Below are 19,120 nucleotides of genomic sequence, written 5' to 3'. Positions count from 1 at the left end.
GGAGAGTAGGATATGATAAATGCAACACAAAAAGCTTATAATGAAATATTAAGAAGAATACTTAGTTTAGAGTTGCCACCTGGTACATATATTTCAAGAAATGATTTAGCAGAACAATTAGAGATTAGTAAAACTCCTATTAGAGAAGCATTACAACTTTTAGAACAAGATAAATTAGTAAAAATTTTTCCTCAGTCTAAAACCTTGGTTACTAAAATAAATATTGATGAGATTAAAAGAAGTAATTTTTTTAGAGTTGCAGTTGAAATAGAAGTTTTAAGAGAGATGATTGAGAAATATGATGAAAAAACTCTTGCAAAGATTGAAAGAAATCTGAAAAAACAAGAAGAGATTTCAGAAGATGTAACAAGATTAAATGAGTTTGATGAACTTGATAAAGAGTTTCATTCAATAATGTTTAATTCAATTGGTCAAGACGAATTAAATGAACTGTTAAGATCTAAAATGGGTCATAAAAAAAGAGCGAATAGACTTGAGCTACCAATTAATGGAAAAATAAAAAAGCTTTATGAAGACCATAAATCTATTTATGATGCAATAAAAGAGAAAAACTTTAAAAAAGCAGAAAAGGCAATGAGAACTCATTTATCTAGAACAATTTCTAGAATAGATGACTTAAAAAAAGAAAAACCCTATTTTTTTGATTAATTGAAAGAATTTTATTTTTTTTACATTTTTTTAAACTAATATGTTCATATATGAAGTAGTTAATTCATTCAGCTTTCCCGCAGCTCCTCCCTTCCTAAGGAATAAGTCGTTAAGCTACTTCATATAATTTTGACTCTCAAGATGGAAATATGAACATAATCAATAATTTAATCAGAGGTAATAAACTTTATAAAAAATATCAAATTGATGAATTCAAAGAAGCTTTAGATGACTCTGTTAACAATGGTCAAATTCTGTTGATTTTTATAGTGTTGCTGCTGCTATTGAATATGCACTTGATATACTTAATGTATCACATATTATTATATGTGGACATTCTCATTGTGGGGCTTGTGAGAGTTTATATAAAGATATCCCAGAACAAAATACTTTTATAAAAAAATGGCTAGAAATAGCTAAACCTGTCAAAGATTTTACCTTAAGAGATAAGCTTATTTATCCAAATAGAGAAGAACTTTATCGTGCTACTGAAAAGAATTCTGTAATTTTTCAATTGAAAAATTTAATGACTTATCCCCAAGTAAAAGAAAGAGTTGAAAATGAAACTTTAAAAATTCATGGTTGGTACTATAATTTATTAGATGGCTCTTTACTGGTTTTTCAAAAAGAAACTAATAGTTTTGAAAGTGTAGACTAAAGAGGTTTAGCCTCTTTAATCTAAATATATCTATTAAGAGCTTTTGTTTGGTTTCCATTAAACTCAACAATTTTATCAAGTCTAATTACTGTTCCATCTTCCATTTCAATAAATTCTTGTAAATTAACATTTTTTATGTCTACAACTTTACTGTGTAACTCTTTTTGTTTTTTATCGTCTTTATAGACAATATCACACTCTTCATGCTTAACAGCAGCATCTTCAAAAACTTCATACAATTCGTTTGAAACATTTACGTATCTATTCATAGTTTATCCTTCCTATAATTCAAGCTTGTCTAAAATGTTAAAAAACATTTCATGCTCTTCTTCGCTAATTTTAGATCTTAACTCTTCTCTAAATGAGGTTACTGATGATATTGTTGATTCAAGAATCTCTTCACCTTTTTTTGTAAGTGATATTTTGTTAGATCTTTTATTATTAGCATCATTTACTCTTGTTATAAGTCCTTTTTTTTCAAGGGAACTTAATGAGCGACTTATTGTTGCTTTATCTTTACCAAGGAGTTTTGCAATTTTTGTCTGGTTAACATCAGGCTCAAATTTTATAATCTCTAAAGTTGCTCTTTGTTCAATTGCAATTTCATAAGGTAGTAATGCTTTGTTTAAGGTATAAACAACACTATTTGAACTTCTTATCAATCTATAAGCAATTGAATCTTTTAATGCATACTTCATAATTCTCCTTTAGTTGTGTATGCAATTATTGCATATGCAACCTTTTTTAAAGCTTATATTTTAAACTGTTTTTAGAACTTTTTATTATAATAAGAAAATTTTTTAGGATTTAGTATGTTATTAATTATATATTTTTCAATTGCTGTTGGTGTATCATTTTTATGTTCTATACTTGAAGCAGTTCTATTATCAATAAGTGCTTCTCATATTGAATTAGTTAAACAAAAAAATAAAAAACTTGGATTACTAATGGAAAAACAAAAAGTTGATATTGATTTTTCCATTGCAGCAATCTTAACTTTAAATACCTTTGCTCATACCTTAGGTGCAGCAGGAGTTGGAGCAGAAGCCGCAAAAATATTTGGTGAAGAGTATATGTTTTATATATCAGCAGTTTTAACTATTTTGATTTTAGTATTTTCTGAAATTATTCCTAAAACGCTAGGTGCATATTATTGGAAGAGTTTAGCTGGTTTTAGTACAAGGGTTATAAAACTTTTAATCTACATTACTTACCCAATTATTATAATTATGAAAAAAATTACAGCACTACTTGCTGATTCGAAGAATAATGTTATTACAAAAGAAGAACTTATAGCAACTGCAAAAATAGCTGATGAAAATGGAATTATTAGAAGGGAAGATAGTGGAATAATTGAAAATGTTCTACAACTTCATGATATAAGAGTAAAAGATATTTTAACCCCAAGAAGTGTAGTTTATTCTATACAAGAAAATGATTATTTAGTAAGTTTTGAATCTAATAAAAATGATGCTATTAATTTAAAAAAATTAAAAGAGTATTCTAGAATTCCAATTTTTAGGAATAATATAGATGATATGGTAGGTTTGGTTATTTCAAAAGAGTATTTCTATGAAAAGATTACAAATGAATTAGAAGATAAATTAAGCCTAATAAAACCAATTTTGGATGTTAATGAAAATGTGCCAGTATCAAAATTAATTGATATGTTTATAGAGAGTAAAGAACACATGTATTTAGTTGTTGACAATTATGGACAAACAGAAGGGATTGTTACCCTAGAAGATGCAGTTGAAACTTTATTAGGTCGAGAGATTGTAGATGAATTAGATTCCCATGTTGACATGAGAAAAGTAGCTAGAAGAAAGATGTTAAGATTGAGAGCAAAAAAAAATATTATGTAGTATTTTAGTTAGCCTTTAATCTTATTTACTATAATTACGAAAGAATTTTTTTGAGGGAAAGATATGGATAATAAAATAGAAGAACCAAAAACAACATTTGAAAAAAAACTTGCACAAGAAAAATACAATGTAAATGTAGCTTTTTATGTTCATCTTAAAGAGTACAACAATACAGTAAGAGAAGAATTAGATAAAAGATTAGAAGAGGTTTTTTTCTATTCAAGGGGAGTTGAATGGAAATTTGACAGTTTTGGTATTGAAAAAGCAGGTTCTAGAAACAAAAATATTGTTGGATATTTTATTTTCAGAACAGCAAATATAAGTGAACTAAAAAAACTTTTCTTAGAATATTTCAAAGATTATGAAAATGCATTAAAAATAACTTGTTCAATTGCTGAATATCAAAAAATAAATGAAAGTTTTTTTGAATTAGACGTTTAAATAGATAGAGTCAAGTACTCTATCTTCCTTTCATCCCTTATCTTTATTGTTAATAAGCTGTTAAAATAAATATTTTATAATTTCAATATATTAATTAAAGGATTTAAGATGAGCTTAAAAAAGATAACTTCACTTACTATGATGCTTTCTATATTAATCATGGCATATACAGGGATAATGCTATTTATTGCACCTCCTGGGAGAATAGCAAATTGGGCAAATTGGGAAATCTTAGGTTTAAGTAAAGAACAATATGGACAAGTTCATACAACTTTTATGGTTCTTATTTTAGTAATGACCATTTTACATGTTTTTTATAACTGGAAACCAATAACTAGTTATATGAAAAATAAAGCAAAACAAATGATTGTTTTTACGAAGGATATGTTAGTTGCAGTTGTATTGACTTTAGTTTTTTTAGTTGGAACATTAACTTTCATTACCCCTTTTTCATCATTTTTAGAATTTGGTGATGGCATTAAAAACTCTTGGGAAAAAGAGTATGGTACAGCTCCATATTCACATGCTGAATTGTCATCTTTAGAAAGTTTTTGTAAAAAATTAGGTTTTGATATTAAAGAGAGTGAAAAAATATTAAAAAACAATAATATTATATTTGAACCAAGTCAAAGTTTATCACAAATTGCAGATGATAATTCAGTTAGTCCACAATTTATTTATAATCTTTTAAAAGTAAATTTTGAAAAAAATGGTCAAGAGATTATTGAATTAACAGGGCTTGGGAGAAAAACTGTGAAAGAGGTTGCAAGTACTTTAAAACTTTCTACTGATGAGTTTATCTCAAAATTAAAAGCTTTAGGGGTTGATGCTAGTAGTGAAGATAAATTTAAACAAGTTGCTGAAAAATACGATATGAGTCCAATGGATATTATGATAAAACTAGGGTACAAAAAACCTGAATAGAAGTAAGCTTAAAAGCTTACTTCTCAAAAAGCTTTAAAATATCTTTTGGTGTATCAACAATATATTTTGCTCCATTTTCTATTAATTCTCTAGGTCCTCTAAAACCCCATTTTACTCCAACAGGAATCATTTTTGAATTAATAGCAGTTTTTATATCAACATCACTATCTCCAACAAAAAAAATGTTTTCTGGTTTTATATTAAAAGAGTTGGCAATTTCAAGAGCAACCATTGGATTAGGTTTTTTAGGAACATTTTCTTTTTGTCCATGAATCTCTAAGAAATTATAATCACTAAAAAACTCTTCAACATACTTGCATGTAAAATAGTGGGGTTTATTAGAAAGTATTCCAATTTTAATATTTTGTTTTGTTAATTGCTCTAAAACTTCATAAATACCATCATAAGGTTGTGTATTTAAATGATGTTCTTGATCATATACCTCTTTAAATCTATTTAATACTTTTTGTTTTAAATCTTCATTACTATTTTTTGGAACACAGTTGTTAACTAAAACAGATGCTCCTCCTCCAACAAAATTTTTATATTCAGAGATATCATGTAAAGGCAGATTAAACTCTTCTAATACTAAATTAGCACTTATTGCAATATCTTTTAATGAATCTATAAGTGTTCCATCTAAATCAAATATAATAGCTTTGTTTTTCATATAAATCCTAATGTTCTTTTATTATATGTCTTGAAAAAATAATTGATAAAATAATAGCAAAGAAAGTTAACATGGAACTTATTAAAAAGACTAAATCATAACTTTTATTCAAATCATAAAGATAACCAGCACCTACAGGAGCAATTGTTTGGCATAGGGCAAAAAGCAAAGTTACTAAAGCTAAAACTTGTGCATTTTTTTTCACATCAAAGTGGATAGAAGTAAGTAGTGTTATAAGTGAAGGCACACTCCAAACAGATATTCCAAAGGTGATAGTAGATATCCAAACAGCAATAAAATTTAAGTCGAGGGTTAATATAAAGTTAGAAATTGTTTGTAAAATAAAAACCAAAATCAAAGCTTTATAGGCGCTTGTTTTATCTGCAAGAATACCAAATATATAACCTGAAAAAATACTCAAAAATCCAACTAAAGCCCAAAAGTCTCCCGAGATAGAAGTACTAAAATTGTATTTGCTAATAACTGCACTTACAAAATATGTAACATAAACAGCATAAGTTAGTCCAAATATCATATATAATATCCCAACCTTCCAAAAGGAGCTTATAAAAAAGTATTCAAAGGCTTTTGATTTTAATTCACTCAAATGATGTGAGGTGTCTTTTTTTATCCCAATTTGTGAAACAAAAGCAAAAACAACCATAATACAACTAAATAAAATCCATGAAGTTTCCCAAGCATCTATTTTAACAATACTTTCAACATATGGAACAATTTGTCCAGAAATTACAATTGCAACTCCACTTGCACTAACTACTATTCCTATAGCTTTTCCCCTTATATCTTTTGGTATCTCATTTGATAAGTAAGACATAATTGAGATATTTGAAATACTTGCTAAAAATCCTGCAAGGCAATAGAAAAAAGAGATAAGTAGGTAGTTTGAAAAAACTGTCATAAGTACCATAAATAAAGCTTGCAAAATCATTGTAGCAAAGATAAGTTTATATGTTGGGTATTTTGTATATAAAGAGTTTACAAATAAAATACCAATGAAGTATCCTATAAAATTAGCTGTACCTATAAAACCAACTTGGGTTGTTGAGAGTTCTAAAGATGCTTGTAGATTTGGTAAAATCATGCCAAAAGCAAATCTTCCAAATCCTAAACAAGAAAATAGAATTAAAAAAGCTGATAAAATTTGTTTTATATAAGGTTTCAATTTTTTAGTTCTATCACTTCATTTGATAATTCATTTTCATCATTTTCTTGAATAGGAAAATTTTTGATTAGAATCTCATTACATTGTTTTATCGCTTTTATATAACCATTTGAAATATTGTTATTTTTTACATCTTTGATAAATTCATCAACAATATTTTGCCAATAAGAGTCATCAATCTTTCCTTTTATGACACTATCTGTAATAATTTCCACATATTTTTCATCTAAACTAACAAAAAACATAATAGCCTGCTTTGTTTTTATTTTTTGTAAACCTAGATTAGCAAATTGTTTATTTGCATAAATAGATGTTTTTTCATATTTGTATGATTTTGGAAGTAAAGATAAAAGTGCTTTATTTGATTTATCAAAAATAAAATAAAAGAAGATAAAACTTAGTGTTTGTATTTCAAATAGTTTTATACTATTGTTTTCAAAAACTAACGTTATAAGTGAAATAATAGTTGTGATAAATAGGCTTAAAGCTATAGTTTCAAATTTATATGAAGATGATTTTTTAGTCATAACTGCAACAAGTTCAGCTGAACTTTGTTTCTCAAGGTTTTCAATCTCTTGTGAGATTTTTTGTTTTTCATTTTCGTTTAAATACATTACCATCCTCCACTAGCGCCACCGCCACCAAAACTTCCGCCACCTCCACCGAAGCCACTAGAACTGCTAAATCCTCCACCTGAAGAGAAACCACCAAAACCTCCATTATATCCAGTACCATAAGAGGGATGAGTACTAGAATAAGAATCATAAGAAACTTTTTTTGTAGTTAAATAAACAATAATACCAATAACAAAGTATGCAATGGCTGCAAATAATAAACTTTGGGTAAAGCCAATAGCAAAAGTACCTGCAAATCCCCCTAACATACTAGAATGAAATAGTTTACTAATCTTCATATTCTTAAATTTTCTAGTAGCTCCACCTAATATAGCAGATATAAATATTATTGCAAAAAATAGGAAAAACCAATTTTCAGAAGTTTCATTTAATACTCCATAATCACTTGGTTTATATTCACCCTTAATAGCTTTTATAATAGCATTTGTTGCCTCACTAATACCACCATAAAAATCACCTTGTCTAAACTTTGGTTTTAAAACATATTCTATAATTTCATGGGCTGTCTTATCTGTAAGTACTCCTTCAAGACCATATCCAACTTCTATTCTCAGCTTTTTTTCAGCCATTGAGATGATAAGTAAAACTCCATTGTTTTTATCTTTTTGACCAATTTGCCAATATCTTCCTAACTGATAACCATAATCTGCTATATCATAACCATCTAGGGAGTTTAGTGTTACTATTACTATTTGATTAGAAGTATTTTTTTCCTCATTTTCTAATATAGAAGATAGTTTTGTCTCCTCTTGTTTTGATAATATTTGAGCATTATCAACAACTCTTCCTGTAAGGGAAGGAAAAGTTGGAGCTGCAAATAGTATATTTTGTAAAAGAAGAAAAGATACTATTGTTAGAACTATTTTTTTCATATTAGAAATTTACTTTTGGAGCTTCTTGTTCTTGAGGTGATGCTGTAAAAGTTTCCTTTACTTGTGCCTCTGGATATATTATTGCTGCAACTATTTTACCAGGGAAAGTTCTAAGTTCAAGATTATAAAGTCTTACTGTTTCTATATAATCCCTTCTTGCAACAGAGATTCTATTTTCTGTCCCTTCTAGTTGAGATTGAAGTGCTAGAAAGTTTTTGTTTGCTTTCAATTCTGGATATCTTTCAACTACTAACATTAGTTTTGATAGGGCAGAACTTAGAGCTCCTTGTGCTTGTTGGAATTGTTGAAAAAGTTGAGGGTTAGATAACATCTCAGGAGTTAAGTTGATTTTTCCAACATTTGCTCTTGCTTGGGTAACTTCTGTTAAAGTTGATTTTTCATGTGATGCATAAGCTTTTACTGTTGATACAAGGTTAGGAATTAAATCTGCTCTTCTTTTGTATTGGTTTTGAACTTGAGACCAAGATGCTTTAACATTTTCATCCAATTTTGGTACATTATTTATATTTGTTGCAATTAAGGCAATAATTGCGATAACAATTACACCTAGCCCTATTAAAAAAGCTTTCATTTTTTTAACCTTTATTTAATTTTATGGTATAGTATTGAAAGTTTGATTAACAAATAATGAAAAGAATTTTTAATAAGAGATATAATGGAAAATTGGAAAGATGTAATTAATATTGAAAAAGAAAAAGATTATTTTAAAAATCTAAAAGAGCAAATTGATAAAAAATATGAAACCACAACCGTGTTTCCCCCTAAAAATAAAATATTTAATGCCTTTACAAAATCTTCTTTAGAAGATTTAAAAGTAGTAATTCTAGGACAAGATCCTTATCATGGAAAAGGTCAAGCACAAGGTCTAGCTTTTTCCACTCCTAAAGAGATAAAAAATCCACCCTCAATGGTTAATATTCTAAAAGAGATAAAAGATGATTTAAAAAAAGATTCTTCTTGTTTAGATGGAGATTTAAACCCTTGGGCAGAAGAGGGAGTGCTATTATTAAATACAATTTTAACGGTTGAGGAATCAAAACCAAAATCACATCATAAATTAGGATGGGAAATTTTCACTGATAATATAATAAAATACATCTCACAAAATTGTAAGGATGTTGTATTTATCCTTTGGGGTGGACCAGCAATTGCAAAGTCTAAAATAATCGATGAAACAAAACATCATATTTTGACTGCTCCCCATCCAAGTCCTTTATCTTCGTATAGAGGTTTTTTTGGATGTAAACATTTTAGTAAAACAAATGAAATTTTAAAAAGTTTAGGAAAAAAGCCAATTAATTGGTAAAAGGGAAAAAAATGAAAAATATTTTCTTGAAGTTTATAGTTGTTTTAACACTTGTTGGTTCTTTGTTTATTCTAAATGCAAAACAAGGTGAGAAATTTATTCTTATCCTTAAAGAATCAAATATAAATGGGAAAGTTTTATATAAATTAAAAGATAAGCTATCATTAAATGAATTAGAAATAAATAATAGTTTAAAACGTAACTATATGTTACAAAGAATACTAGAAAAGATTTTTGACCATGAAGATGAGTATACTGATGAAGAATTGTTTTTCGTTGATACACTAATTGATAAGGATGGTAATGAGTGGACACTTAGTGTTAATGTTTTAGATAATAATTCTTCTGTTTCACAATTTATTTCAAAAAAAGATGATTTAATTATAAATGGATGGATAAATAGAAATAATAAAGATATTTTTGGTCTTAAAATCTTTAACTTTTAAAATAAATAACTAAAAATCAATATATTTATGTAACATTAAAACATATTTTCCTAAAATAAAATTTAATTTAATAACAAGGTGAAGGAATGATTAAAAAAGTAAGTTTAAAGAAAACGAGTTTAGTGAGTATCTCGCTTGCTACTTTATTATTTACAGGTTGTGCGGCACCATCTTTTACAAAAGTTGGAACAACTGCAACTGGAGAAAAAGTAGCTATAACTAAACAAGATGTTCATGCAAAAACAAAAATGAGTGAAACTATATTTTTAGAGCCAGTTGATCCAAAAGATCAAATTATCTATTTCAAATTTAGAAACACTTCAGATGAAGAGCTTGAAATTATGCAAAAATTAAAAGCAAAATTTGAAAGTATGGGGTTCATTGTAACAAGGAATCCTAAAAAAGCTAATTTTATGGTGCAAGCAAACTTACTTAAAGTTGGTCAAATGGATGAAAATGAACAAAAAAATTATTTGGCATCAGGTTTTGGAGTGGGAGCAGCAGCAGCTGGTGTAACAATGTTAACTGGTGGTGGATATGGTAGAGCTGGAACTGCTGGATTAATTGGTGCAGTTGTAGGTTTAGGTATAGAAGCAGCTAGAGTTAAAGATGTCCATTACGCAATGGTTACTGATGTAGAGATTAGACAAAGACCAATGAAAGGTGAAACTGTAACTCAAAATGATAGTATGTCAGGACAAATGGGTAGAGGTTCTGTAAGTAAACAAAGTTCTACTATGGAAAATGTTCAATGGAAAAAATATAGAACAAGAATTGTAAGTTCTGCTTATGCTCCTGGTTTAGAGTTTGAGCAAGCTAGACCATTTTTAGAAGATGGACTTGTTAAATCTTTAGCAGGTACAATGTAATTATGTAGGTATTCATCTTTGATGAATGCCTATATTCAAGGTTGATTATGGAAGAGAAATGGTATTTAGAAAACACTGGGAATATTAACCAGATGTTAAGAGTAAGAGATGATATTGATTTACCTCAAACAATGGAAGAGTTTCCACACTTAGTTTTATTAAAACACAATTTTCATGTTGCTGATGATATTATGTTCCCTGATCCTGCTTGTTTGGCTTTTTTTACTGCTTTTGAGAATAATCATTTAGAAAGTTTAGAAGAAGAAAACAAAATTGCTTTATTAGCTGTTGATATTTGTGAAGGATTAATGCAACACTATATTTATTGTAAAGATCCAGAAGAAGCTATTTATGCATGTATAGATTTTTTGAAATCAAATGATTTATATAAATGTGATTTTGAAGTTTATAATAATGATTGCGGAAAAAGATTAGAAGAGTTTTTCTAATCAGTTTCTCTTTTTTGCCAAATATAGGTTTTATAATACCAATATCTATGACCTTTTGATGGAAATTTTTTAATATCTCCAAATATAAAATCAACAATTTTTCTACTATTTTCATCAAGGGATGCACCCTTTGAAACAGATTGTGCAAAACCATTTTTAAGCATAGTAAATATTTTTTCTTCTTCTTCTATAAAATCTAAGTATTTCATTTTTTGAAGTTCTCTAGTTCTTTCTGATGAAAGGCTACTAATATATTCTTCAAACATTAAATATGCATCTGCTTTTTGTTTGTTTTTACTATTGAAAAAAGCATGGCTTGCTCTTTTTACATTTTCTTTAATATCTAAACCCATATCAATACATTGTTTTTTATCAAAATCATCTTCTGTATTTGTTTTTATAACCAATGGTTCAGACTCTTTCCCTTTAGGTTCTTCTTTTTGTATAACAATGGTTTCATCTATTTTTTCTGAATCTACTTGTTTGGGTTCTTTATTATCTTTTTTACCTAAAAAATTGCTAAACATTTTTTCTCCTATATTGGATCAATCAATATTATTACTTAATTCTTTTAAGAAATTATAAAAATTCCTATTATGTAATTTACTAATATGTAAATATATATAAGCAACAACAACTAAATTTAAATGTATCATAGCCTCTTGAAAAGAAAGATAGATAAATAAAATACCTGTAATTAAAATAAATACTGGATATACAATTTTTATTCTTTCTTGATCGTTTTCAAAAGCAAGCTTATAGTCTTTTAAATTCTTTTTTATAAACTCTTTATCTTCTGAAGTTAATTTTTTTTCATTTTTCAATACATCTAAACCCTTTAATACATCAAGCTTCTTTTTATATTGAAGATACTTATATAATAGCGCAGCTAGTAAAGCCACTGAGATTAAATTACTTATTAATTCCAACGGAATTTGAAAATCCATACTCTTCCCTCAAATTGATTTTGATTATTCTATTATAAATGAGATTAGATATATATAATATTTTGCAAAAAATAAAAGTAATTATAATGATTATAAATAAACTTTAAAGTTATTATAGATAATATAAAATATTATATTAAAGGAGTTGAAATGAAAAAGATATTAGTCACATTGCTAATGGGTGTATCATTTATGTTTGCAGCATTAAATTTAAATACTGCAACAAAAGATGAACTTATGACAATAAAAGGTATAGGTGAAAAAAAAGCAGAACAAATAATTACTTTTAGAAAAAGTAAAAAAATAGAAAATGTAGATGAGTTGTCAAAATTAAAAGGTTTTGGACCAAAGTTAATCTTAAATATAAAAAATGAGATAAAGGTTAAATAATATCGTATTTGGGAGTGATTATAATTTATATTATAGCCACTTCCAAATTTTTAAATTTTTTGATAAAATATTTTTAACCTTAAAATTAGGATTTAATATGAAGATATCAGGTAACTCATTCTGTCCATGTGGAAGTTTAAAAAAATTTAAAAAATGTTGTAAAGTATTTCATGAAGGTGATTATGCAAAAAATGCATTAGAGCTCATGAAATCAAGGTATAGCGCATATGCAGCAAATAATGCAAGTTATTTAATGGAAACAACCCACCGGGAAAACCCAGATTACTCTTCTGATATTAAAACTTGGGAACAAGCACTACATGATTACTTTGATCATACTACTTTTCAAGGTTTAGAAATCTATGATTTTATTGATGGTGAAACTGAAGCTTACGTTACTTTTAAAGCTATAATTTCACAAGGAGCTATTGATGCCTCTTTTGTTGAAAAGAGTAAATTTGTAAAAGTTAATGACAAGTGGCTTTATCATAGTGGAAAGTTTATAGGTTAAAATAAAACTTCTTAAATAAAGATTTTGATAAACTCCTATTTATATTATTCAAAAGAGTTATTATGAAAATTTTATTAGCACCTGCAGAAACAAAAAATAGTGGAGGGGAATCCCCTTCTTTCTCAAAAGAAAACTTTTCTTTTCCCCAACTTTTCTCAAGAAGAGAAGAGATTTTAAATATTTATGAAGATTTATTAAAAAATTCTACAATTGAAGAGTTATCAAAATGGTTTGGATTAAAAAATCTAAAAGATGTGGAAAAATATAAAGAAAGTATAGCCAATAAACCTACAATGAAGGCAATAAATAGATACAATGGAGTTGCCTTTGATGCTTTAGATTATAACAACTTACAAAGTGAAGAACAAAAATATATTGATGAAAATGTTGTTTTGTTTTCAAATCTTTTTGGTCCAATTTTAGCAAAAGATTTAATTTCTGACTATAAATATAAACAAGGAGCAAAGCTTCCAAATATTAGTGTAGAAAAATTTTATATGGATAATTTTACGGAAGCTTTAGATGATTTTGTTGGAAATGAAGTTATTGATTTAAGAGCAGGTTTTTATGAAAAGTTTTACAAGGTTAAAAAGGCTGAAGTATTAACATTTAAGTTTATTAAAGATGGAAAAGTTGTTTCCCATTGGGCTAAGTTTTATAGAGGAAAAGTTTTACAAGAGATGGCAAAAAATAAAATCACTAATCATAGTGAATTTATGGCAATGGAAATTCCTGGTTTAAAACTAAATGAGATTCAAGAAAAGAAAAATATAAAAACACTAATTATGGATATTGTTTAGATATCCTTGTTGGGTAAACGTTTATTAAATAAAAAGATTAAAGCAAAAGCAGAAAATATAGAACTATATAAGAATAGATATTCTCCATATAACCACCCAGCAATCAAAGCACCTAAAAAGCCCCCTAGACCATAAGCTACTCCATACATAAATTGTTGGGCTAGCTTTTTGTTTGAATATAAAGAGTATAAATATATAATAACTGCACTATGATAAAGACCAAAAGAAAAAGCATGAATACTTTGTGTAAAAAAGGTTAAGGCTAAATTATCAGGATAAGCAAATAATAAAAACCATCTAATTATAGTAATAGCAATAGAAAATTTAATTATGTTTAATAGATTTCTTTTTAATAGTGGTGCTTGAAAATAAAGTAAAATAATTTCACATAAAACACCAAATGACCAAAGGTAAGATGTCATCTGCAAACTTATCCCATGCTCCGTTTCATATATTGTAAAGAAGTTATAAAACCCTCCAAAACTTAGTTGCATAAAAAATAAGCTAACCCAAAATGGCCAATACTTAAAAAATGAAAATGGTTCATCTGTTATACTTTCATCGTGATTTACATCATCATATTTTAAAAGTAAAAGGGCGAATATAACTGTTAAGATATTAACTGCTAAATAGTAATGAATTGCTACATATGGATTAGCTAAAAATTGTCCTAAAAGTAATGAGATTACAGTAAACCCAATTGAACCAAAAAGTCTTGATTTTCCATATCTATCTTTACCTAATATTTTTACAGCATTTACTTCTAAATAAGGTAATATCAAAGATAAAGAAGCACCAAGTATTGCATTGTTTACCATAAATAAATAAAAACTTTCTATTGTTAAATAAAAAGAAATAGAACAAAAAATAGATAAAAATAGTGCTGTTTTAAAAACGAACTGATTTAATTTTATATGTTTTAAAAATAAAAAAGGTGTTGCAAATCTCATTAAAGGAGCTAGGGCAAATACAATTCCAATTTGTAGTGCACTATAATCTAAATCGTGTAATACTTTTGGTAAGAAAATTACATAAACACCAACAGCAGCAAAATAAAAAAAATAAAATGCTGATAATTTAAAAAATAGCATTATTTTTTTTCTGAGATAACTGTGGTTTTAGTTAGTATATCTTGTATTGTTTTTTTGTCTTTTCTAAAAAAAGGCAAAATTGCAAGTATAATTGTTGTTGCTGAGAATATAAATATCAAATATCTTAAAATTGCTTTTGGTATAGAGATTTTATTTTTTGTTTCATTATCAACAAGTGTTATAGAATAAGCTTTATATCCTGGAGTTTGTCCTTTAATTATCCAAAAGAGTACTACAATTAGGCCATAGGTAAGTGCTGTTAACCATCTAGCTTCTTCGCTTCCTTGAAAATCCTCTTTACCTTCCATAATTAAATAAGTAGTTACATACATTATTGGCATCATTATCATAAACATGTCAACAATAAATGCTTTAATTCTATTTCCTATTGGAGCTGATGTTAAACAATCAGTATCCTCTACTTTTGTAGATTCCTCTTTTGCATTTCCTTGTTTAACATCTCTCCATCTACTCATAGTAAAACTTAATTTCCTCTACTACCAGGTTTATAAGCAACACTTCCCTCTTTACACATAGGGCATTCTTCTGGAGAATACATTTCAAAAGTAAAGTCTTCTAATGCAAAAAGTGGTTTATCTAATGGAAGTTTACAATTATCTTTTGCTTCTATATCACTTCCAACTCTAGAACAAAAACCTCTATTTGCTAATGCAGCATAAGCCACAATATTTCCACCAGCACTTTCAACTTGTTTTGCTGCTTCTAATGCAGACCCACCAGTTGTAATGATGTCTTCACAAATAATATAATTTTCACCTTCTTTAACTTCAAAACCTCTTCTAATTGTCATTTCACCATCTACTCTTTCTGCAAAAATAAATCTTACATCAAGTGCAGTTGCAAGTGCAAAACCTGCAATTAGTCCACCAAGTGCAGGAGAACAAACAGCATCAACTTTTATTCCAGATTCTTTAATCTGCTCTGCTAATGCTTCAGCTAAAAGTTTAGCTGTTTTAGGATTTTCTAAAACCTTTGCTGATTGTAAATAAAATGATGAGTGGTTCCCTGAACTAAGTTTAAAGTGACCTTCTAATAATGCTTGAGCATCTTTATAAATTTGTTCTACATTCATAATTAAACCGTTAAAATTTCTTGTTCTTTGTCTTTTAAAATTGCATCAGCTTTTGCAACATAAGAATCAGTGATTTTTTGAATTTCATCTAATGCTTTTTTATTCTCATCATCAGTAATCTCTTTTTCTTTATGAAGATTTTTTACTTGATCGTTTGAGTGTTTTCTTATATTTCTGATTGCCACTTTTGCATTATCAGTCATACCTTTAGCTTGTTTAGCACTCTCTTTTCTTTGCTCAACTGTCATTGGTGGGAAGAATAATTTAATTACATCTCCATCATTATTTGGGTTAACACCAATATTAGCAGCATTAATTGCATGCTCAACATCTTGTAAAAGATTTTTTTCCCAAGGATTTACAACAATAGTAGTTGCATCAGTTGCAGTAACTGAACCTACTTGGTTTAATGGAGTTGGAGTTCCATAATAATCAATTTTAACACTATCTAATACAGTAACATTTACTTTTCCTGTTCTTAGTGTTTTATAATCTCTTTTTAATGCTTCTAGAGATTTTTCCATATGCTCTTTTGTTTCTGAATATATTTCATTTAACATTTATACTCTCCTTTGTATTTTGTATTGCTTTTAAAAATCGAACAAGATTATACCATTATAAACATATGATAAGTTTTATATAAAGAATTTTAGGAGTTTTTATGAGGATATGCCTTGATGGCATATCTCATTTTTTATATAGTTTATTAGTTGTTTTGTGGTTGTGTTGGTACTACAGGTGCAGCAGGTGCAGTTTGTTCCACTGGAGTAGTAGGAATTAAAGTATCAGTTTTAACACTATCAACGGCACTTTCAAGTTTTTCTTGATTGTATAAGTAACCTAAAGTTACTGTATTAATTACAAATAAAAGCCCTAAAAACATTGTTGCTTTACTTAAAAAGTTTCCTGGACCTTTTGCTCCAAATAATGAATCATTACTTCCGCTATATGCCCCAAGTCCAATACTTGAACTTTTTTGTAGTAAGATTGAAATAGTAATTGCAACTGCTAAAATGAACTGAATTATCAATAGTGTTGATGTCATATTAAGTTTCCTTTAAAAAAATGGATTGTATTTTACTAAAATTTTATTAAAAAAAGGTTAAAATGCTCTTTATGTCAGTAAAAAACGAGTTTTCTAAATACGCAAAAGAGTATAATAATTTCAATATAATTCAACAAATCGCTGCAAAAGCTCTTGTTCGTGATATAAAATCAAAACCAAAAAAAATTTTAGAAATAGGTTGTGGTTCTGGACAAGTTTATAAATATATTAATTGGGAAATTGAAAGATATGATGCTATTGATTTTTCCCCTTCTATGTGTGAACTTCATCCAAGGGGTGAAAATATAGAAATAAATTGTTTTGATTTTGACTCTCGTGAATTTGAAGTTTTTTTAAAAAATAAGAGATTTGATATAATTTTATCCTCTTCGGCAATGCAGTGGTCAAAAGATTTAAAGAAGCTTGTAAAACAACTAAGCCTTTCAACTGATGAAATAAATGCTGTCTTATTTACGTCTAATACTTTTAAAACAATTCAAGATATTACAAAAACATCTTCACCAATTTTATCTGTTGAGAAGATAAAAGAAGCATTCTTAAACTGTTTTATTTGTGAGTTTGAGATTCACAATTATAATATAGAGTTTGATAATAAAAAAGATTTATTTGATTATATTAAAAAATCAGGTGTTAGCGGAGGCTCTTCAAATTTAGATTTTAAAAAAGCAAAAAAACTTTATAAAGAATACACTCTAAACTATTTAGAGTTTGAAGTAATATTTGTTAAAACGGTTTCTAAAATATAAAGTTCATATCTAATATATTTAAAATTCTCACTATCTTCTATTGATATTAATTTACAAAACTCTTCAAGTACCCTGGCACTCTCTTGGGCTCTTTTAAAATTTGCTATTAATATAGAGTTTAAATTATCACGATTTTGTTCACTTTTTATTGAAGCTCTTAATACATCGTTTTGTACATCTCTTGTTTCTAAAAGTTCAGTATAATTTGAAGTTCGTGCTTTGTGTCTTAAATTTTTTAGTTTAAGGGCAGTATTTTTGTCATTATAGATATATCTAAAGATATCTTCCACAACACGAATACCTTCACGAAGGCGATTTAAATTAGCATCAATAAGTCTTAGATTGTTTTTTTCTTCCATGGAAGTATTGTAGAATAATATAGCTTCGAAAATCGAAGCTATATTAGTTTTTGTTAGTCATCGCTATTTAAGATTCCAAAAATTTGTAATAAAGATACAAATAGATTAAAGAAATCTAAATATAAAGCAATAGCTGCTTCAATTGGTGTTTCGAATCCACCTTTAATAATTTGTTGCGTATCATAAAGAATAAATGCAGAGAATAATAATGCACCAACTCCCGCAATACCTAACTGTAAAAGTGGAGATTGAAAGAAAATGTTTGAAATTGAACCAACAATTAAAATGATTAATGCAATAAATAGCATTTTCCCCATTGAAGAGAAATCTTTTTTAGTTGTCATTGCAAACATTGAAATACCACCAAATGCAACTGAAGTCATCAAAAATGCTTGAGCAACAATTGATGCACCTGAAGGCATCATTAAAATATTACTTAAAAGTGGAGTAATAGTTAAACCACTCATAAATGTAAATCCAAATAATACCGCTAAATTTATACCTGGTTTATTTTTTACTGCAAATAATGCAAATAAAAGAATAAATTCAAGTATTACTAATCCCCAATACCAGCTTGCAATTGTAGATACCATATCTAATCCAATATATGCACCTGCAGTAGCTGCAAGTAAAGAACCAGCAAATAATTGATAAGTTGCTTTTAAAAAGCTCATTAACTGTGCTCTTGATGAATCTACATTAGAGCTGTATTGAGATGTTTCTTGTGTAAGATAATCTCTGTTATACATTGTATTCCTTTCTAAATTTTTTGACATTTTAATATGTTAGTCTTAATAAATCCTTTAATAAATGAAGTTATATTCATTTTATAAATATTGTTATATATATTAACAATGTTAAATATTAAAAAAAGCTAAAAAAGAGGAGGTGAGGAAAACTTTCCAAATTTAAGCTATATTTAATATAAAACTCTTGACAAGGGGTAAAAATTCTATTATAATTCCCGTCCAATTTGAGTGACACACTTAACGAAAAGAAGTTAAGAGTATCGATTCAAACGTTCTTTAACAATAAAAGGTTTGTTAAGATAATAATCTTTATAAACCGAATATGATAAAACTATTTACTACATGAAGATGTAGAGAAAT

Annotated in this window: 29 protein-coding genes; 13 read left to right on the top strand and 16 right to left on the bottom strand. The window is 27.5% G+C overall.

Features of this window, described 5'->3' with window-relative positions:
- Positions 1 to 12 precede the first annotated feature (12 nt).
- Positions 13 to 669, top strand: coding sequence for a GntR family transcriptional regulator (locus FDK22_RS04530; RefSeq protein ID WP_138151728.1), 657 nt, complete (start codon positions 13 to 15; stop codon positions 667 to 669).
- Between the two features lie 283 nt (positions 670 to 952).
- The gene (locus tag FDK22_RS04525; protein WP_228711651.1) at positions 953 to 1,327 is read left to right on the top strand and encodes a carbonic anhydrase; all 375 of its coding nucleotides are present in this window, start codon (positions 953 to 955) and stop codon (positions 1,325 to 1,327) included.
- A 20-nt stretch (positions 1,328 to 1,347) separates the two neighbouring features.
- Here FDK22_RS04525 and FDK22_RS04520 read toward each other — a convergent pair whose 3' ends face one another.
- On the bottom strand, positions 1,348 to 1,596 hold the full coding sequence (locus tag FDK22_RS04520; RefSeq protein ID WP_138151727.1) for a hypothetical protein: 249 nt from the start codon (positions 1,594 to 1,596) through the stop codon (positions 1,348 to 1,350).
- 12 nt (positions 1,597 to 1,608) lie between these two features.
- Positions 1,609 to 2,025 carry a MarR family winged helix-turn-helix transcriptional regulator gene (locus tag FDK22_RS04515; RefSeq protein ID WP_138151726.1) on the bottom strand — a complete coding sequence of 139 codons (417 nt, stop codon included), beginning with the start codon at positions 2,023 to 2,025 and terminating at the stop codon, positions 1,609 to 1,611.
- Positions 2,026 to 2,139: 114 nt separating this feature from the next.
- On the opposite strand from FDK22_RS04515, the gene FDK22_RS04510 reads away from it, so the two are divergent.
- From FDK22_RS04510 to FDK22_RS04500, 3 genes are all read left to right on the top strand, one after another.
- Entirely contained in the window at positions 2,140 to 3,192 is a 1,053-nt protein-coding gene (locus tag FDK22_RS04510) for a CNNM domain-containing protein (RefSeq protein ID WP_138151725.1), read from the top strand.
- A gap of 63 nt (positions 3,193 to 3,255) precedes the next feature.
- Positions 3,256 to 3,633 carry a hypothetical protein gene (locus FDK22_RS04505; protein WP_138151724.1) on the top strand — a complete coding sequence of 126 codons (378 nt, stop codon included), beginning with the start codon at positions 3,256 to 3,258 and terminating at the stop codon, positions 3,631 to 3,633.
- Between the two features lie 108 nt (positions 3,634 to 3,741).
- The gene (locus FDK22_RS04500; RefSeq protein WP_138151723.1) at positions 3,742 to 4,557 is read left to right on the top strand and encodes a DUF4405 domain-containing protein; all 816 of its coding nucleotides are present in this window, start codon (positions 3,742 to 3,744) and stop codon (positions 4,555 to 4,557) included.
- A 16-nt stretch (positions 4,558 to 4,573) separates the two neighbouring features.
- Here FDK22_RS04500 and FDK22_RS04495 read toward each other — a convergent pair whose 3' ends face one another.
- From FDK22_RS04495 to FDK22_RS04475, 5 genes are read right to left on the bottom strand one after another with little or no spacing between them, the layout of a single operon-like run.
- A complete protein-coding gene (locus tag FDK22_RS04495) occupies positions 4,574 to 5,227 on the bottom strand; it encodes an HAD family hydrolase (RefSeq protein WP_138151722.1) in 654 nt (217 codons plus the stop codon).
- A gap of 7 nt (positions 5,228 to 5,234) precedes the next feature.
- Complete coding sequence (locus FDK22_RS04490) at positions 5,235 to 6,410, bottom strand: YbfB/YjiJ family MFS transporter (RefSeq protein ID WP_138151721.1); 1,176 nt, start codon at positions 6,408 to 6,410, stop codon at positions 5,235 to 5,237.
- Complete coding sequence (locus FDK22_RS04485; RefSeq protein ID WP_138151720.1) at positions 6,407 to 7,024, bottom strand: TPM domain-containing protein; 618 nt, start codon at positions 7,022 to 7,024, stop codon at positions 6,407 to 6,409. The genes FDK22_RS04490 and FDK22_RS04485 overlap by 4 nt, the downstream gene beginning before the upstream one ends.
- Complete coding sequence (locus tag FDK22_RS04480; protein WP_138151719.1) at positions 7,024 to 7,917, bottom strand: TPM domain-containing protein; 894 nt, start codon at positions 7,915 to 7,917, stop codon at positions 7,024 to 7,026. Before FDK22_RS04480 ends, FDK22_RS04485 begins: the two co-directional genes overlap by 1 nt.
- A 1-nt stretch (position 7,918) precedes the next feature.
- Positions 7,919 to 8,509 carry a LemA family protein gene (locus tag FDK22_RS04475; RefSeq protein ID WP_138151718.1) on the bottom strand — a complete coding sequence of 197 codons (591 nt, stop codon included), beginning with the start codon at positions 8,507 to 8,509 and terminating at the stop codon, positions 7,919 to 7,921.
- An 84-nt stretch (positions 8,510 to 8,593) separates the two neighbouring features.
- On the opposite strand from FDK22_RS04475, the gene ung reads away from it, so the two are divergent.
- The 4 genes from ung to FDK22_RS04455 all read left to right on the top strand — a co-directional run bounded on the left by ung (position 8,594) and on the right by FDK22_RS04455 (position 11,008).
- Positions 8,594 to 9,244, top strand: a complete 651-nt coding sequence (gene ung / locus FDK22_RS04470; protein WP_138151717.1) for a uracil-DNA glycosylase — start codon at positions 8,594 to 8,596, stop codon at positions 9,242 to 9,244.
- Between the two features lie 11 nt (positions 9,245 to 9,255).
- A complete protein-coding gene (locus tag FDK22_RS04465; RefSeq protein WP_138151716.1) occupies positions 9,256 to 9,690 on the top strand; it encodes a hypothetical protein in 435 nt (144 codons plus the stop codon).
- Between the two features lie 86 nt (positions 9,691 to 9,776).
- Positions 9,777 to 10,559, top strand: coding sequence for a complement resistance protein TraT (locus tag FDK22_RS04460; protein ID WP_138151715.1), 783 nt, complete (start codon positions 9,777 to 9,779; stop codon positions 10,557 to 10,559).
- Positions 10,560 to 10,606: 47 nt separating this feature from the next.
- Entirely contained in the window at positions 10,607 to 11,008 is a 402-nt protein-coding gene (locus FDK22_RS04455; RefSeq protein WP_138151714.1) for a DUF695 domain-containing protein, read from the top strand.
- On the opposite strand, the gene FDK22_RS04450 is transcribed toward FDK22_RS04455, so the two are convergent.
- Together FDK22_RS04450 and FDK22_RS04445 are read right to left on the bottom strand one after the other, a co-directional pair.
- Positions 11,005 to 11,535, bottom strand: coding sequence for a hypothetical protein (locus FDK22_RS04450; RefSeq protein ID WP_138151713.1), 531 nt, complete (start codon positions 11,533 to 11,535; stop codon positions 11,005 to 11,007). The genes FDK22_RS04455 and FDK22_RS04450 overlap by 4 nt on opposite strands.
- An 18-nt stretch (positions 11,536 to 11,553) precedes the next feature.
- Positions 11,554 to 11,955, bottom strand: coding sequence for a hypothetical protein (locus FDK22_RS04445; RefSeq protein WP_138151712.1), 402 nt, complete (start codon positions 11,953 to 11,955; stop codon positions 11,554 to 11,556).
- A gap of 150 nt (positions 11,956 to 12,105) precedes the next feature.
- On the opposite strand from FDK22_RS04445, the gene FDK22_RS04440 reads away from it, so the two are divergent.
- The 3 genes from FDK22_RS04440 (at position 12,106) to FDK22_RS04430 (ending at position 13,656) form a co-directional block, all read left to right on the top strand.
- A complete protein-coding gene (locus FDK22_RS04440; RefSeq protein WP_138151711.1) occupies positions 12,106 to 12,345 on the top strand; it encodes a ComEA family DNA-binding protein in 240 nt (79 codons plus the stop codon).
- 97 nt (positions 12,346 to 12,442) lie between these two features.
- A complete protein-coding gene (locus tag FDK22_RS04435; protein WP_138151710.1) occupies positions 12,443 to 12,856 on the top strand; it encodes a YchJ family protein in 414 nt (137 codons plus the stop codon).
- Positions 12,857 to 12,918: 62 nt separating this feature from the next.
- Positions 12,919 to 13,656, top strand: coding sequence for a YaaA family protein (locus FDK22_RS04430; protein ID WP_138151709.1), 738 nt, complete (start codon positions 12,919 to 12,921; stop codon positions 13,654 to 13,656).
- On the opposite strand, the gene FDK22_RS04425 is transcribed toward FDK22_RS04430, so the two are convergent.
- The 5 genes from FDK22_RS04425 to secG all read right to left on the bottom strand — a co-directional run bounded on the left by FDK22_RS04425 (position 13,653) and on the right by secG (position 16,885).
- Entirely contained in the window at positions 13,653 to 14,747 is a 1,095-nt protein-coding gene (locus FDK22_RS04425; protein WP_138151708.1) for an MFS transporter, read from the bottom strand. The two genes, FDK22_RS04430 and FDK22_RS04425, sit on opposite strands and share 4 nt — an antisense overlap.
- Positions 14,747 to 15,223 carry an RDD family protein gene (locus FDK22_RS04420; protein ID WP_138151707.1) on the bottom strand — a complete coding sequence of 159 codons (477 nt, stop codon included), beginning with the start codon at positions 15,221 to 15,223 and terminating at the stop codon, positions 14,747 to 14,749. Before FDK22_RS04420 ends, FDK22_RS04425 begins: the two co-directional genes overlap by 1 nt.
- 8 nt (positions 15,224 to 15,231) lie before the next feature.
- Positions 15,232 to 15,840, bottom strand: coding sequence for an orotate phosphoribosyltransferase (gene pyrE, locus FDK22_RS04415; protein ID WP_138151706.1), 609 nt, complete (start codon positions 15,838 to 15,840; stop codon positions 15,232 to 15,234).
- A gap of 2 nt (positions 15,841 to 15,842) precedes the next feature.
- Positions 15,843 to 16,400: a ribosome recycling factor gene (gene frr, locus FDK22_RS04410; RefSeq protein WP_138151705.1), complete on the bottom strand. Its 558-nt coding sequence runs from the start codon at positions 16,398 to 16,400 to the stop codon at positions 15,843 to 15,845.
- A gap of 146 nt (positions 16,401 to 16,546) precedes the next feature.
- Entirely contained in the window at positions 16,547 to 16,885 is a 339-nt protein-coding gene (secG, locus tag FDK22_RS04405; protein WP_138151704.1) for a preprotein translocase subunit SecG, read from the bottom strand.
- Positions 16,886 to 16,956: 71 nt separating this feature from the next.
- Between secG and FDK22_RS04400 the strand changes: the two genes are divergently transcribed.
- Positions 16,957 to 17,652: a methyltransferase gene (locus tag FDK22_RS04400; RefSeq protein ID WP_138151703.1), complete on the top strand. Its 696-nt coding sequence runs from the start codon at positions 16,957 to 16,959 to the stop codon at positions 17,650 to 17,652.
- Here FDK22_RS04400 and FDK22_RS04395 read toward each other — a convergent pair.
- Both FDK22_RS04395 and FDK22_RS04390 read right to left on the bottom strand, forming a co-directional pair.
- Positions 17,604 to 18,011, bottom strand: a complete 408-nt coding sequence (locus FDK22_RS04395; RefSeq protein WP_138151702.1) for a thiamine-phosphate pyrophosphorylase — start codon at positions 18,009 to 18,011, stop codon at positions 17,604 to 17,606. The two genes, FDK22_RS04400 and FDK22_RS04395, sit on opposite strands and share 49 nt — an antisense overlap.
- A 53-nt stretch (positions 18,012 to 18,064) precedes the next feature.
- Entirely contained in the window at positions 18,065 to 18,760 is a 696-nt protein-coding gene (locus FDK22_RS04390; protein WP_138151701.1) for a Bax inhibitor-1/YccA family protein, read from the bottom strand.
- Between the last annotated feature and the right edge of the window lie 360 nt (positions 18,761 to 19,120).

It is taken from the genome of Arcobacter arenosus, from assembly GCF_005771535.1.
GTDB lineage: Bacteria > Campylobacterota > Campylobacteria > Campylobacterales > Arcobacteraceae > Halarcobacter > Halarcobacter arenosus.
The sequence above is the reverse complement of the archived record's forward strand: the minus strand, read 5'-3'. Positions and strand labels throughout refer to the sequence as shown.

Bases quoted from the DNA above. Each gene is read 5' to 3' on its own strand.
- FDK22_RS04435 (WP_138151710.1), top strand. From the start codon at position 12,443: ATGAAGATATCAGGTAACTCATTCTGTCCATGTGGAAGTTTAAAAAAA.
- FDK22_RS04500 (WP_138151723.1), top strand. From the start codon at position 3,742: ATGAGCTTAAAAAAGATAACTTCACTTACTATGATGCTTTCTATATTA.
- FDK22_RS04520 (WP_138151727.1), bottom strand. From the start codon at position 1,596: ATGAATAGATACGTAAATGTTTCAAACGAATTGTATGAAGTTTTTGAA.
- FDK22_RS04475 (WP_138151718.1), bottom strand. From the start codon at position 8,509: ATGAAAGCTTTTTTAATAGGGCTAGGTGTAATTGTTATCGCAATTATT.
- FDK22_RS04465 (WP_138151716.1), top strand. From the start codon at position 9,256: ATGAAAAATATTTTCTTGAAGTTTATAGTTGTTTTAACACTTGTTGGT.
- secG (WP_138151704.1), bottom strand. From the start codon at position 16,885: ATGACATCAACACTATTGATAATTCAGTTCATTTTAGCAGTTGCAATT.
- FDK22_RS04395 (WP_138151702.1), bottom strand. From the start codon at position 18,011: ATGGAAGAAAAAAACAATCTAAGACTTATTGATGCTAATTTAAATCGC.
- FDK22_RS04485 (WP_138151720.1), bottom strand. From the start codon at position 7,024: ATGTATTTAAACGAAAATGAAAAACAAAAAATCTCACAAGAGATTGAA.
- FDK22_RS04480 (WP_138151719.1), bottom strand. From the start codon at position 7,917: ATGAAAAAAATAGTTCTAACAATAGTATCTTTTCTTCTTTTACAAAAT.
- FDK22_RS04425 (WP_138151708.1), bottom strand. From the start codon at position 14,747: ATGCTATTTTTTAAATTATCAGCATTTTATTTTTTTTATTTTGCTGCT.
- FDK22_RS04450 (WP_138151713.1), bottom strand. From the start codon at position 11,535: ATGTTTAGCAATTTTTTAGGTAAAAAAGATAATAAAGAACCCAAACAA.
- FDK22_RS04510 (WP_138151725.1), top strand. From the start codon at position 2,140: ATGTTATTAATTATATATTTTTCAATTGCTGTTGGTGTATCATTTTTA.
- frr (WP_138151705.1), bottom strand. From the start codon at position 16,400: ATGTTAAATGAAATATATTCAGAAACAAAAGAGCATATGGAAAAATCT.
- FDK22_RS04400 (WP_138151703.1), top strand. From the start codon at position 16,957: ATGTCAGTAAAAAACGAGTTTTCTAAATACGCAAAAGAGTATAATAAT.
- FDK22_RS04445 (WP_138151712.1), bottom strand. From the start codon at position 11,955: ATGGATTTTCAAATTCCGTTGGAATTAATAAGTAATTTAATCTCAGTG.
- FDK22_RS04430 (WP_138151709.1), top strand. From the start codon at position 12,919: ATGAAAATTTTATTAGCACCTGCAGAAACAAAAAATAGTGGAGGGGAA.
- FDK22_RS04515 (WP_138151726.1), bottom strand. From the start codon at position 2,025: ATGAAGTATGCATTAAAAGATTCAATTGCTTATAGATTGATAAGAAGT.
- FDK22_RS04460 (WP_138151715.1), top strand. From the start codon at position 9,777: ATGATTAAAAAAGTAAGTTTAAAGAAAACGAGTTTAGTGAGTATCTCG.
- ung (WP_138151717.1), top strand. From the start codon at position 8,594: ATGGAAAATTGGAAAGATGTAATTAATATTGAAAAAGAAAAAGATTAT.
- FDK22_RS04455 (WP_138151714.1), top strand. From the start codon at position 10,607: ATGGAAGAGAAATGGTATTTAGAAAACACTGGGAATATTAACCAGATG.
- FDK22_RS04505 (WP_138151724.1), top strand. From the start codon at position 3,256: ATGGATAATAAAATAGAAGAACCAAAAACAACATTTGAAAAAAAACTT.
- FDK22_RS04440 (WP_138151711.1), top strand. From the start codon at position 12,106: ATGAAAAAGATATTAGTCACATTGCTAATGGGTGTATCATTTATGTTT.
- FDK22_RS04495 (WP_138151722.1), bottom strand. From the start codon at position 5,227: ATGAAAAACAAAGCTATTATATTTGATTTAGATGGAACACTTATAGAT.
- FDK22_RS04420 (WP_138151707.1), bottom strand. From the start codon at position 15,223: ATGAGTAGATGGAGAGATGTTAAACAAGGAAATGCAAAAGAGGAATCT.
- pyrE (WP_138151706.1), bottom strand. From the start codon at position 15,840: ATGAATGTAGAACAAATTTATAAAGATGCTCAAGCATTATTAGAAGGT.
- FDK22_RS04530 (WP_138151728.1), top strand. From the start codon at position 13: ATGATAAATGCAACACAAAAAGCTTATAATGAAATATTAAGAAGAATA.
- FDK22_RS04390 (WP_138151701.1), bottom strand. From the start codon at position 18,760: ATGTATAACAGAGATTATCTTACACAAGAAACATCTCAATACAGCTCT.